Origin of the sequence: Streptomyces enissocaesilis (genome assembly GCF_039533765.1) — a bacterium.
GTDB classification, from domain to species: domain Bacteria; phylum Actinomycetota; class Actinomycetes; order Streptomycetales; family Streptomycetaceae; genus Streptomyces; species Streptomyces enissocaesilis.
This window is the reverse complement of the sequence record NZ_BAAAUD010000047.1, coordinates 182,824-195,277: the sequence shown is the minus strand read 5'-3', so window position 1 is coordinate 195,277 and position 12,454 is coordinate 182,824. Positions and strand designations below refer to the sequence as shown.

8 protein-coding genes are annotated in these 12,454 nt (G+C 72.2%); 3 read left to right on the top strand and 5 right to left on the bottom strand.

The features are described from left to right. Positions 1 to 34: 34 nt before the first annotated feature. The 3 genes from ABD374_RS23295 to ABD374_RS23285 form a co-directional block, all read right to left on the bottom strand. Positions 35 to 1,063 carry an aspartate-semialdehyde dehydrogenase gene (locus tag ABD374_RS23295; RefSeq protein WP_344497534.1) on the bottom strand — a complete coding sequence of 343 codons (1,029 nt, stop codon included), beginning with the start codon at positions 1,061 to 1,063 and terminating at the stop codon, positions 35 to 37. A 152-nt stretch (positions 1,064 to 1,215) separates the two neighbouring features. Then, positions 1,216 to 1,755, bottom strand: coding sequence for a TerD family protein (locus ABD374_RS34715; RefSeq protein ID WP_425577313.1), 540 nt, complete (start codon positions 1,753 to 1,755; stop codon positions 1,216 to 1,218). A gap of 107 nt (positions 1,756 to 1,862) precedes the next feature. Then, entirely contained in the window at positions 1,863 to 5,156 is a 3,294-nt protein-coding gene (locus ABD374_RS23285) for a S8 family serine peptidase (RefSeq protein WP_344497533.1), read from the bottom strand. Positions 5,157 to 5,368: 212 nt separating this feature from the next. Between ABD374_RS23285 and ABD374_RS23280 the strand changes: the two genes are divergently transcribed. Together ABD374_RS23280 and ABD374_RS23275 are read left to right on the top strand one after the other, a co-directional pair. Next, positions 5,369 to 5,827 carry an NUDIX hydrolase gene (locus ABD374_RS23280; protein WP_344497532.1) on the top strand — a complete coding sequence of 153 codons (459 nt, stop codon included), beginning with the start codon at positions 5,369 to 5,371 and terminating at the stop codon, positions 5,825 to 5,827. Between the two features lie 209 nt (positions 5,828 to 6,036). Next, positions 6,037 to 7,770 (top strand): TIGR03767 family metallophosphoesterase, encoded by a 1,734-nt coding sequence (locus tag ABD374_RS23275; RefSeq protein ID WP_344497531.1) that lies wholly within the window; start codon positions 6,037 to 6,039, stop codon positions 7,768 to 7,770. Positions 7,771 to 7,818: 48 nt separating this feature from the next. Here ABD374_RS23275 and ABD374_RS23270 read toward each other — a convergent pair whose 3' ends face one another. Together ABD374_RS23270 and pepN are read right to left on the bottom strand one after the other, a co-directional pair. After that, the gene (locus tag ABD374_RS23270) at positions 7,819 to 8,907 is read right to left on the bottom strand and encodes a hypothetical protein (protein WP_344497530.1); all 1,089 of its coding nucleotides are present in this window, start codon (positions 8,905 to 8,907) and stop codon (positions 7,819 to 7,821) included. 166 nt (positions 8,908 to 9,073) lie between these two features. Further along, positions 9,074 to 11,659: an aminopeptidase N gene (pepN, locus tag ABD374_RS23265; RefSeq protein ID WP_344497529.1), complete on the bottom strand. Its 2,586-nt coding sequence runs from the start codon at positions 11,657 to 11,659 to the stop codon at positions 9,074 to 9,076. Between the two features lie 134 nt (positions 11,660 to 11,793). Here pepN and ABD374_RS23260 point away from each other — a divergent pair, with 134 nt between their 5' ends. After that, entirely contained in the window at positions 11,794 to 12,432 is a 639-nt protein-coding gene (locus ABD374_RS23260) for a mycothiol-dependent nitroreductase Rv2466c family protein (RefSeq protein WP_344497528.1), read from the top strand. Positions 12,433 to 12,454 lie beyond the last annotated feature (22 nt).

Sequence of the window (12,454 nt, the reverse complement as noted above, 5' to 3'; positions counted from 1 at the left end):
CGCCCCGCCGGGCGTACCGGAAGTACGGAAGAGGTCAGGCCTTGAGCTCGGCCGCGACCAGCTCCGCGATCTGCACGGCGTTGAGCGCCGCGCCCTTGCGGAGGTTGTCGCCGGAGAGGAACAGCGCCAGGCCGTTCTCGGCGGTCTCGTCGCGGCGGATGCGGCCGACGTACGAGACGTCCTGGCCGGCGGCCTGGAGCGGGGTCGGGATCTCGGACAGCGCGACGCCCGGGGCCCCGGCGAGCAGCTCGGTCGCGCGCTCGACGCTCAGCGGGCGCTCGAAGCGGACGTTGACCTGGAGCGAGTGGCCGGAGAAGACCGGGACGCGCACGCAGGTGCCGGAGACCTTCAGTCCGGGGATCTCCAGGATCTTGCGCGACTCGTTGCGGAGCTTCTGCTCCTCGTCGGTCTCGAAGGAGCCGTCGTCGACGATCGAACCGGCCAGCGGCAGCACGTTGTAGGCGATGGGGCGCTTGTAGACGCCGGGCTCGGGGAAGTCCACGGCGTCGCCGCCGTGGGTCAGCTCGGCGGCGTGGTCCACGACCTTCTTGATCTGGCCGTCGAGCTCGGCGACACCGGCCAGGCCGGAGCCGGACACGGCCTGGTAGGTGGTGGCGACCATCGCGGTCAGACCGGCCTCGGCGTGCAGCGGCTTGAGGACGGGCATCGCGGCCATGGTGGTGCAGTTCGGGTTCGCGATGATGCCCTTGGGACGGTTGGCCACCGCGTGCGGGTTGACCTCGGAGACCACCAGCGGCACCTCGGGGTCGCGGCGCCAGGCGGAGGAGTTGTCGATCACGACGGCGCCCTGCGAGGCGACCTTCTCGGCCAGCGCCCTGGAGGTCGCGCCACCGGCGGAGAAGAGGACGATGTCCAGGCCGGAGTAGTCGGCCGTCGACGCGTCCTCGACGGTGATGTCCTTGCCCTGCCACTCGATCGTGGAGCCCGCGGAACGGGCGGAGGCGAAGAGGCGCAGCTCGTCGGCCGGGAATGCGCGCTCGGCCAGAATCCTGCGCATGACTGTGCCGACCTGACCGGTGGCTCCGACGATTCCGACCCTCACGGGGACTCCTTCGTACGTACGAACGTGGTGCGAACGTGGCGCTGGGTGCTTGACCTGGTGCTGTCCATAATGCGTCTGTCCTGGGCGGCCTTGTCCAATCCATTGTCCGGCCCCTGGACCGGGTGACCGTTGTCACGGCCGTCGCACACCCGTCACCGGCTCTCCAGGCTCCACGCGCCACCGGTCCTGATCTGCAGGAATCCGCCCGGGAGCGGGTGCAGCCCGGGGCGGTGGCGATCCGCCGTACCGGCTCCAGACGCTCGTCGAGCGCCCATACGACGGGCAGGTCCAGGGCGCCCCTGGACTCGTGTGCGAGCATCGTCCCGGTTTCGGGACCTGTGTGGCGTACGACGGCGTATCCCTGCCCGGAGAGATGGCGTTGCCGTGGCCCCGGCGCACGAAGGAGGGAAACCGGGGGCCGAAGGAGTGGGGGACGCGGTCCTGTACGGGCGCGGCGGGGGTGTGCGAGAGGGGGGTGTGCGGGGCGGGCGCGGCGGTCGGTATGGGCGCGGGCGCTGTCCCGGGCGCCGGTACCGCGGCCTGGGGTGCCGCACGGCCCCCTCGACCGCGATGCCGAAGTCCGTCGCGAGCCCGGCCGGCCCGGACGCGTACCCCTGCCCGACCGCGCGGAACTTCCAGCCGCCGCCGTGCCGGTGGAACTCACCGAGGACGAAGGCGGTCCCGGTCGCCACCGGGGGGATCACCGGGCAGATCACCGGGGAACGCGGAGGGGCGGGCGCCCGCGCGGGCGCCCGCCCCTCCTCCGTGACCCGCCCTCGGGCGAACGGTGCCGACGGTGTTACGGAGTGACCTTCTCGATCTGGGCGCTGCCGGAGCCCGCGACCGTGCCGCGCGCGTTCACCAGCTGCACCTCACCGAAGAAGCGCCGGCCCTCGGGGGCCTCGCCGGCCACCACGACCTGGGCCTTCACCTGCGCCGAAGCGCCGTTGGCCAGCTTCACGGTCTGCGCGTCGTCGACCTCGACCCGGCCGAGCGACGGCGCGAAGTACACGTCGCGGTAGTCGTACGCGGTACCGGCGGCGCCGACCGCGTAACCGTCCACCTCGATGGTGTAAGTACCGGCCGCGGGCTTGACGAGGCTGACCGCCTCCTCCGAGTCGCCGTCCGCGGCCTGGCCGACCTGGACGCCGTCCCTCTTGACCGTGAGGTCGAGGTCGGCGGTGGCGTCGGAGACCCCGCCGATGGCGACGTCGAAGCGCTCGACGCCCGCACCGACGGTGACCGTGGTGGTCTGCTTCTCGCCCTTCTTGATGCTCGGGCGCGCGTCCTTCGAGGAGCCGAGCGGGCCGCCCTTCAGCTTGCCGTCCAGCGTGGCGAAGCCGTTGGTGACCTTCCACTCCACCGGGGCGGGCGTGCCCACCTCGGCCTCGGGGATGGTCTGCACGGCCGGGTCGAAGGCGGCGCCGAGCACCGAGACGTCCAGCGTGTACGGGTTGTCGAGCAGCGGCGACGTACGGCGCGACTCGACCTCGACCTCCCACACACCGGCCTGCGGGTCCGCGTACGAACGCAGGTCAGGGCGGCAGGTGTTGGCCGGGTTCGTGTAGTTCGGGTAGCAGACGATCGACGACGTGGAGTCGACCGGGACACCGTACGGGTGGATCGCGATGAACCGGGTCTGGCTGCCCTTCGCGAGACCGCCGAGCGCGACCTCCAGGGACTTCGCGCCCTCGGGGACGTTGATGAAGTACGACGTGGAGCTGTTGCGCTGCACCGAACCGGAGCCGGAGAACGCGTAGGCGGGCTTCACCAGGTCCTCGGCCACGACCACGGTCGCGAGGATCTGCTTGTCGACGCCCCCGGTGCGCTCGTCGTCCGCCTCCAGGACGGCGCTGTGCACACCGGCGGAGCCGGGCCGGGCCTGCACCTTGACGGTGACCGGCCGGTTCAGCGGCAGGTCGATCTCGTCGTCGCCCAGCAGGCGGAACGTGCCGTCGTTGTACTTCCAGTCCAGCTCGTGCTCGATCGCGCGGTCCGGGCCGCTGGTACGCGTGATGGTCACGTCGTACGTCTTCTTCTGCCCGGCCTTCAGGCCGCCCTCGCGGTCGTAGAGACCGGTGCCGAAGCCCGGCGTTCTGAGCGCGTGGTCGATCGCGGTGTCCACCGGGGCCTTGACCGCGTAGTCGTGCGCGGTCGCGCCGTCCTCGATCGCCTCCCAGGCGTCCACGACGTCGATCAGGCCGGAGCCCTGCTCGTGCGCCTGCGTGCCCTTGATCCGGTCGGCGGTGCTGGTCAGCGCGGTGCGCAGCTCCACCGGGGTCAGGTCGATCTTCTTCTGCTTCGCGGCCGAGAGCAGCAGCGCGCTCGCGCCCGCCGCCTGCGGCGAGGCCATCGAGGTGCCCTGGAGCATCGAGTAGCCGGCCGGGAGCTTGTAGCCGGCCTCGGCGACCGGGCCGCCGGGCGACCAGGTCTGGGTGGTGTTGATGGACGCGCCGGGCGCGGAGATGGTCGGCGTGAAGCCGCCGTCCTCGCGCGGACCGCGCGAGGAGAACGGCATCATGGCGTACTTCTTCTCCACGACCGAGCCGTAGTTGGCGGCCCAGGTCTCCTTGGAGATGGACGCGCCGACCGAGACGACCTTGTCGGCCAGCGACGGGTCGCCGATGGTGTTGGTGCCGGGGCCGCTGTTGCCGGCCGAGACGACCAGCTGCACGCCGTACGTGTCGATGAGGCGCGTGTAGAGCTGGGCACGCGCGTTGTTGCCGTCGTTCAGCGCGGGCAGGCCGCCGATCGACATGTTGACGATGTCGACACCACGCTGGGTGACGAGGTCGATCATGCCCTCGGTGAGCGCGACGTTGGTGCAGCCGCCGCTCCAGGTGCAGGCGCGCGAGGAGACCAGCTTGGCGCCGGGGGCGGCGCCGTTCATCCGGCCGCCGAAGAGGCTGTTGGCGGCGGTGATGCCGGCGACGTGCGTGCCGTGCGAGCCCTCGATGATGCCGAGGTTGACGTAGTCGGACTTCGCGCCCGCCGCGTTGACGACGACGTCCTTGCGGATCTCGGCGACGAACGGGATCTGCTCGACGACCTCGGTCGCCGGATCGTCCTTGCCGAAGTACCGGATCTGGTGCTTGTCCTTGTACGGCTTCATCGCCTCTTCGTCGCCGAAGTCGGCGTCGTCGTCGAGGTCGACGCGGACCGTGCCGGCGGCGGCGTCGTACAGCACGCCCCACACGTCGGTGGTGTCACCGTCGCGGTTCAGGTCGCCCGCCATGTCGCCGCCCTTGGTGGCGGCCTCGGCGAAGGTGCGGAACATGTACGAGCCGGCCGGGGCCGAGTACGTGCGGCTGCCGGCGGTGAACACCGGGCCGGTCACGGCGCCGTTCATCCGCAGCCAGGTTCCGTCGCCGTCCGCGACCGGGTCGGTGGCCGTCACCCAGTCGACGATCTTGCGCTCGCCGGTGGTGGTCTTCTGGAGCGCCGGGTGGCCGAGGTCGACGCCGGAGTCGAGGATGCCGATGGTGATCCCGCGGCCGTCGGCCTTCGGGTGCTCCTCCACGAACTCCACGGCGCCCGTCTCGAAGGACGGGTTGTACGGGTTCTTCGCGGGCGTCCGCTTCCCGGGGCCGGAGTACGTGCCCTCGGCGGCGGCGTCCGCGCCCTTGCCGCGGTCACCGGCCGGCGTCGGGTCGTCCAGCAGGATCTCCTGCTTGAGGTCGATGCCGTGGACGGAGGAGAGCTTGGCGGCGGCCGTGATGGCCGCGTCCGCCCTGCCGGTGGGCAGGGTGGCCCGTACGTAACCGAGCTTGTCGTCCGTACGGCCGACCACGCCGCCCTCCACGGCGTCGAGCTGGCGCGCGACCTGCTCGGTGGAGCCGGGCGCGGTGGCGATCATCAGCGTGACGCTCTTCGTACCGTCGGCCTCCGCCTCCGCGAGCAGCTGGGCGTCGGCGGAACCGAGCTTCGCGGCGGCGGACTTGGGCGCGGACGCCGTGGCCTTGGGGTCGTCGGAACCGGCCGCCAGGGCGGGTACCGACGCGGCCGCACACAGCGCCGCGACCAGGCCCGCGGCGAGCGCTGTGCGGGCCGCGGATCTGGCCCCGGGTATGGAGCCGGATGATTCGAGGGTCATGGGCTTCCCTGTATGTGAAAGAAGGAGTCCGGAATACGGTGCCGGATGACCGCTCAGCCTTGCCTAAGAGGTGGTCGTTTGGGGAGAGTTGTCAGGGGTGGAGTTCCGTCGTGGCACACATCCGCCACGACGCGGTATGCGCCACCGGGGTTGAACCATGAGATATCGGGCGCCCCGTTCCACGCCGGATAACAACCCCGTAACCTCGGCCAATGAACCGAGAGCTCAGGGTGGCGGCCTACGCCGTGTGTGTACGGGACGGACAGGTGCTCCTCGCCCGCTGGGTGGCGCCCGACGGCGCGAAGCGGTGGACGCTGCCCGGCGGCGGCATGGACCACGGCGAAGACCCGTACGACACGGTGATCCGCGAGGTGGAGGAGGAGACCGGCTACGCGTGCGATCCGGTCCGGCTGCTCGGCGTGGACTCCGTCACCCGCCGCTATCCGCGCAGACTCGGCACGTTCGCGGACTTCCAGGGTCTGCGGATCGTGTACGAGGGCCGGATCACCGGCGGTGAACTCCGCCACGAGACGACCGGATCCACCGACCTCGCGGCCTGGCACCCGCTGGACGAGGTGGCCCGCCTCGACCACGTCGAACTCGTCGACACCGGCATGGAGCTGTGGCGTACGAAACCGGCCGTGGGACGCGCCGCCTTCCCCGGCAGATGAACGGGGAGTGAGCACGGCCGATCCGTCCGGGGAGGACGTGATGGCGTTTTGCGGTGATCCGTGGGGGCAGTGATCCCTGACCGGTGATCGGCGCCGACCGTTGCGGGGCCGTTAACGCGCAGGTCATTCCGGATGCCAACGATCCAGTGGGGCAAGGGGGTTGCACCCCGGGCCCGGCCGATGCGATCGCACCCCGGGGAGACCGCGCCATGTCACGCCTACGCTCCGCAGCCGAAGCCGCCCTCGACCGCCGCCGGTTCCTCGCCGTGACCGGAGCGGCCGGTGCCGGCGCGGGCCTCGGCCTCGCGCTCCGCCCGGAGGACGGGGTCCGGGCCGCGGCCGCCGGTACTCCGGGCCCGGCCGCCGCCCCTGCCGCTCCCGACCCGCCCGCGGCGTCGCCGAGCGCGGCCCCCGCCGCCGCCCCGGCCTGGGCCGGCACCACGCTGGGTACGGTCGCCACACCGCGCGGCCCCGCCCCCGGCTCCGGCTACCGGCGGCTCGGCGCGGGTCCCGGCTGGAAGCGCGTCGTGCGGACCCCGCTCGCCGCCGCCCGCCCGGGGCGCGAGGACCGGCGCACCGCCCTCGCCTCCTTCGTCCAGCTCACCGACCTCCACCTCACCGACGTACAGCACCCGGTCCGCACCGAGTACCTGCGCGTCCGGACGGCCGGCGCCTGGCGTCCGCAGGAGGCCCTCACCGTGCACGGCGCGATCGCGCTCGTGGAGCGGGTCAACGCCCTGCGCGGCGGGCCTGTGACCGGGGCGGACCTCGGCTTCGTGATGACGACCGGCGACAACACCGACAACAACAACAAGGCCGAACTCGACTGGTTCCTGCGCACCATGAGCGGCGGCCGCATCACCCCCGACACCGGCGAACCGGGCCGCTACGAAGGCGTCCAGGACTCCGGCCTGCCCCTCTACTGGCACCCGGACACCGCCCTGCGCGACGCCGACAAGCAGCGCGGCTTCCCGCGCGTCGAGGGCTACCTCGCCGCCGCGCTGCGCCCCGTCAACAGCCCGGGTCTGCGCGTCCCCTGGTACTCCACCGTCGGCAACCACGACGACCTGCCCAGCGGCTGCTTCGCCCACGGCGACGCCTCCGGGTTCCTCGCCGACTTCGCCGTCGGCGACCGCAAGCTGCTCTCCCTCCCGGCGTCCGACGCGGGCGCGCTCGAAGCCGTACTGAAGAAGGGCGACGACCCGCGCGGCCGTCACTTCACCGGCCTCCTGCGCCGCGAGACCCGGCGGATGCGCCGCATCACCCCCGACCCGGCCCGCGCCCCCTTCACGCCCCGCGAGTACGTCGAGGCGCACCTCGACCCGGCGTACGCGGGCGCGGGGCCGGCCGGGCACGGCTACACCCGCGAGAACGCCGACACCGGGAACCTGTACTACTCCTTCCGCGTCTCCGACCGCGTCCTCGGCATCAGCCTCGACACGACCGACCGGGGCGGCCACTTCGCCGGCTCGATCGGCGCGGCCCAGCTGGGCTGGCTGAAGCGGACGCTCGCCGCCCACCAGGACGACCACGTCATCGTCTTTAGCCACCACAACAGCTGGACGTTCGACGACGGCGGCGGCGACAGGCTCCTCGCGCTCCTCGGGCGCAGCCGCAACGTCGTCGCCTGGATCAACGGGCACAGCCACCGCAACGCGATCCTCGCGCACGACACGTTCTGGGAGATCTCCACCGCCTCGCACGTCGAGTTCCCCCAGCTCGCCCGGATCGTCGAACTGACCGACAACCACGACGGCACGCTCTCCCTCTTCACCACGCTGATCGAGTCCGCCGCCCCGCACCGCACGGACTACACCGACCTCTCCCAGACGGGCCTGGCGGCCCTCTACCGGGAACTCTCCCTCAACGCGCCGGGCGCCCGGCAGAACCTCGCGGGTCCTGCGGACGCCCGGAACACGGAACTGCTGCTGAAGAAGGGCTGACACGACCCGAAGAGGCGCCGGCACGCTCCGGAGAAGCACCGCCGCCGCTCAGCGCGGCAGCGCGACGACATAAGCGGCCGGATCCCGCTCGGCCGACGCCATCAGGGCCGTCCGCACCACGGTCGCCTGCTGTTCCGGCGACTCCCGCAGCTTCTTCGGCGTGAGGTGGACGACGGTGATGCCGAGCCGCTCCAGGTGCTCGCGCTTGCGGGCGTACTCCGACCATTCCCCGAGCTCCCGGCCCCCTTCGAACAGGGGGGACCCCGCCGTGCCCCCGCCCTGCCGGGGCGCCCGGGTGTCCAGCTCCACGGCCACCGCCTGGTCGGGCCAGTAGATGTCGACGCCGCCGAGGTGGGGGCCGCCGGGCAGCCGCAGGTCGACGTTCCAGAGCGGGTCCGGCAGCCCGTGGTCGCGGACCATCGCGTACAGCCGGTCCTCGGCGACGGCCCGCCCCTCGGCGAGCAGCGCGTCGACGGCGTCGACGACGTACGGCCGGGACAGCAGTCGCGCGAGCGTCAGTTCCCTGACCACCGCCGAGGGTTCGCAGTGGAATCCGCGCACGGCCTCGGTGAGCAGCTGCCGTACGGCATCGGCGTCACGGAGATGCGCGACGGTGTCCGCGAGGGCGCGGGCGACGGGAGCGACGGGCACGCCGTCGATCTGCCGGGCCTGGGGCATCGTGTGGACCCGGACCAGGCGCGCGCACCCGGTGGACCGCAGCCGCCTCGTGCGCGGCACGAGTACGTCGACCCGGTCGAGGGAGAGCAGCGGGAGAGCGCCGCGGAAGCGGTGCAGGGCGAGCGCGGCCGGCCCGGTGACCATGACGTCGCCGTACGAGCCCGCCCCGCCCGCCGCCGCGTTCTCCGCCCTGGCCTGCGCCGGCACCACCGGGTTCGCGGGCGGCCGGCCCGCGTACAGCAGCGCGGCGTGCAGCCGCTCCTCGCCGGAGGGCGGGCCGGGGTGCAGGACGAAGACGTCGGGCAGGATCTGCTGCCAGGGCCCGCCGGGGCGGCACTGCCCGGCGGCCTTGGCGGCGGACACGCCGCGCGTACGCAGCTGCGCGGCGGACAGCACGCGCTGCCGGGCGCCGGCGAGGTGGGCGAGGGGTCGGGGGGAGACCGGGGTGTTGTGGTTCATGTCCCGGGGTTTCCCGCCCGCACCCCACCCGCTAACCGCTGTTACACACCCGTCGACAATCCGGGACAACTCCGCACTAAAGTACGGCCGTTCGATGGCCGAAACCCTAGCCGCCGCCCGGGGCGCGGACCTTGGCCCGCACCCCGTCCGTCCGGCGGCCGGGTCCTCACACCGCGGCGGCCCGGTCGCACACCTGCCCCCGCAGCGCCCGCGCCAGGTCGTCCCGGGCCTCCAGCACCAGCCGCCGCAGCGCCGGCGCCGCGCCCGCGTGAGCGGCCAGCCACGCGTCCGCCGCGTCCAGCGTGCGCCGGTCGCCCTGGAGTGCCGGGAACAGCCCCGACACCACGTCCATCCCGATCTGGATCGACCGCTCGGCCCACACCCGCTCGATCGCGGCGAAGTACTTCTCGGCGTACGGGGCGGTCAGCTCCCGCTGCCCGGGCTGCATGAAGCCGTCGATCGTGGCCACGACCAGCGCGTTCGACAACGCGTCGGACTCCACCAGCGCCGCCCACGCCTGCGCCTTGACCGCGGCCGAGGGGCGCGACGCGAGGCACCGCACCTGGTGGCGCTTGCCCGACGCCGTGTCGTCCCGCGCCAGTTCCGCGTCGACCGCCTTCTCGTCCGCCACGCCGTGCGAGGCGAGCGGTCCGAGGAACACCCAGCGCAGCTCCTGGTCCACCTCCAGGCCGTCGATCCTGGCCGTGCCCTCCAGCAGCCCCCGGAGCAGCTGGAAGTCCGCCTCCCGGCAGGCCGTCGCCGCGAAGAACCGCGCCCACGTCAGCTGGTGCTCACTGCCCGGCTCCGCGATCCGCAGTTCCCGCAGTGCGCCCTCCGCGAGGAGCCGGCCGCCCTCCTCCCGCCACTCGGGCGCGGCGTAGTGCGTCAGTGCGGACCGCGTCCACGTGTGCAGCATCTGGAGCACCCCGATGTCGCTCTCGCGCCCCGCGAACCTCAGCACCAGGTCCACGAAGTCCCGCGCCGGGAGCAGCGCGTCCCGCGTCAGGTTCCACAGCGCGGACCAGCACAGCGCCCGTGCCAGCGGGTCGCTCACGTCGTCGAGGTGCGCGCGCAGCGTGGCGAGCGACTCCGGGTCGAAGCGGATCTTGCAGTACGTCAGGTCGTCGTCGTTGACGAGCACCAGGTCCGGCTTCTCGCTGCCGAGGAGCTCCGCCACGACCGTGCGCGGGCCGGCGACGTCCACCTCGGCGCGGGCGTACCGCACGAGCGCCCCGTCGGCCTCCTCGCGCCGGTACAGGCCCACGGCCACCCGGTGCGGACGCAGCTCCGCATGGGGCTCGGCCGCCTCCTGGACCACCGCCAGCTCGGTGATCCGCCCGGACGAGCCGTACGTGATCTGCGGGGTGAGCGAGTTGACTCCGGCGGTCTGGAGCCACGCCCGCGACCAGCCCGCGAGGTCCCGCCCGGACGTCTCCTCCAGTACCGCCAGCAGGTCCTCCAACCGGGTGTTCCCGTACGCGTGGCGCTTGAAGTACCGCCGGGCGCCCTCCATGAAGGCGTCCTTGCCGACGTAGGCGACGAGCTGCTTCAGGACGGAGGCGCCCTTGGCGTACGTGATCCCGTCGAAGTTGAGCTTCGCGTCCTCCAGGTCACGGATGTCGGCCGTGACCGGGTGCGTCGAGGGCAGCTGGTCGGCCCGGTACGCCCACGACTTGCGGTTGTTGGCGAAGGTGATCCACCCGTTGGTGAAGCGCGTCGCCTCGACCATCGAGTACGTCCCCATGAAGTCGGCGAAGGACTCCTTCAGCCACAGGTCGTCCCACCACCGCATGGTGACGAGGTCGCCGAACCACATGTGCGCCATCTCGTGCAGGATGACGTTGGCCCGCCGCTCGTACGACGCCCGGGTGACCTTGCCGCGGAAGACGTACTCCTCGCGGAAGGTCACGCAGCCCGGGTTCTCCATGGCGCCGATGTTGTACTCGGGCACGAAGGCCTGGTCGTACTTCCCGAAGGGGTACGGGTAGTCGAAGTGGTCGTGGAAGAAGTCGAGCCCCTGCTTGGTGACCGTGAAGACGTCGTCCGCGTCGAAGTGCCGGGCGAGCCCCTTGCGGCACAGGGCGCCGAGCGGGATCTCGATCTCCGTGCCGTCGGCGAGCGTGCGCCGGTACAGGTCGCTCTCGTAGTGGTACGGACCGGCGACGAAGGCGGTGATGTACGTCGAGATCGGCTCGGTGCCGGCGAACCGCCACACCCCGTCGTCCGTCACCTCGCCCACGCCGTTGCTCCACACGGTCCATCCGTCGGGAGCGGTCACCTCGAACCGGAAGGGCGCCTTCAGGTCCGGTTGTTCGAAGTTGGCGAAGACGCGCCGCGCGTCGGCCGGCTCGTACTGCGTGTAGAGGTAGACCTCGCCGTCCTCCGGGTCGACGAAGCGGTGCATGCCCTCGCCCGTGCGGCTGTACGCGCACTGGGCGTCCACGACCAGGACGTTCTCCTCCCGCAGCCCCGCCAGCGCGACCCGCGTCCCGTCGAAGACGGCCGCCGGGTCCAGCGCCTCGCCGTTCAGCGTGACCGCCGTCACCGACGGCGCGAGCAGGTCGGCGAAGGTGTCCGCGCCGGGGCGCGCGCACCGGAAGCGGAGGGTGGTCACCGAGCGGAACGTACGCGTTCGCTCCCCGTCGCCCTCCCCGACCGCGGAGCGCAGGTCGAGGGCCACTTCGTACCCGTCGACGGACAGCAGTTCGGCCCGCTCGCGGGCCTCGTCGCGGGACAGATTCTCACCGGGCACGGGCACTCCTTCGTGTCTCGTTCGAACATGCCGATACTCCCACGCGGCACGGACGCCGCACGCGCGGGAATGCCTCCGCCGACCAGCGGTGTTGCCCCCGTCGAGGTGTGACCGCCCCATCCATGAGGAGAGACATGTCCGAGAACGGCAGGACCGCCGCCGACTTCTGGTTCGACCCGCTGTGCCCCTGGGCCTGGATGACGTCCCGTTGGATGCTGGAGGTGCAGAAAGTCCGTGATGTCGAGGTCCGCTGGCACGTCATGAGCCTGGCCGTGCTGAACGAGGACAAGATCGACCAGCTGCCCGAGCAGTACCGCGAGCTGCTCGGCCCCAAGGGCTGGCGTCCGGTACGGGTGGTGACGGCGGCCCGGCAGCTGCACGGCGACAAGGTGGTCGGCGACCTGTACACCGCGCTCGGCACCCGCTTCCACACCAAGGGCGAGGGCCCGACCCTGGAGGCGATAGCGGGCGCGCTGGCCGACGCGGACCTCCCGGCGGACCTGATCGAGTACGCCGACAAGGACACGTACGACGCCGAGGTGCGCGCCTCCCACGCGGTGGGCATCGACAAGGTCGGCCAGGAGGTCGGCACCCCGGTCATCTCGGTCCCCGGACCGGACGGCGGGGAGATCGCCTTCTTCGGCCCGGTGGTCACTCCGGCGCCGAAGGGCGAAGAGGCGGCGCGCCTGTGGGACGGCACGCTGATGGTGGCCTCGATCCCCGGCTTCTACGAGATCAAGCGCACGCGCACGCAGGGCCCGGTCTTCGACTGACGGGGGCTGCTCCCGGGTGGGG

What these genes read in the sequence shown, in the direction of transcription:
- ABD374_RS23285 (WP_344497533.1), bottom strand. Translation starts at nt 5,156, where the DNA reads ATGACCCTCGAATCATCCGGCTCCATACCCGGGGCCAGATCCGCGGCC.
- ABD374_RS23280 (WP_344497532.1), top strand. Translation starts at nt 5,369, where the DNA reads ATGAACCGAGAGCTCAGGGTGGCGGCCTACGCCGTGTGTGTACGGGAC.
- ABD374_RS23275 (WP_344497531.1), top strand. Translation starts at nt 6,037, where the DNA reads ATGTCACGCCTACGCTCCGCAGCCGAAGCCGCCCTCGACCGCCGCCGG.
- ABD374_RS23270 (WP_344497530.1), bottom strand. Translation starts at nt 8,907, where the DNA reads ATGAACCACAACACCCCGGTCTCCCCCCGACCCCTCGCCCACCTCGCC.
- ABD374_RS23260 (WP_344497528.1), top strand. Translation starts at nt 11,794, where the DNA reads ATGTCCGAGAACGGCAGGACCGCCGCCGACTTCTGGTTCGACCCGCTG.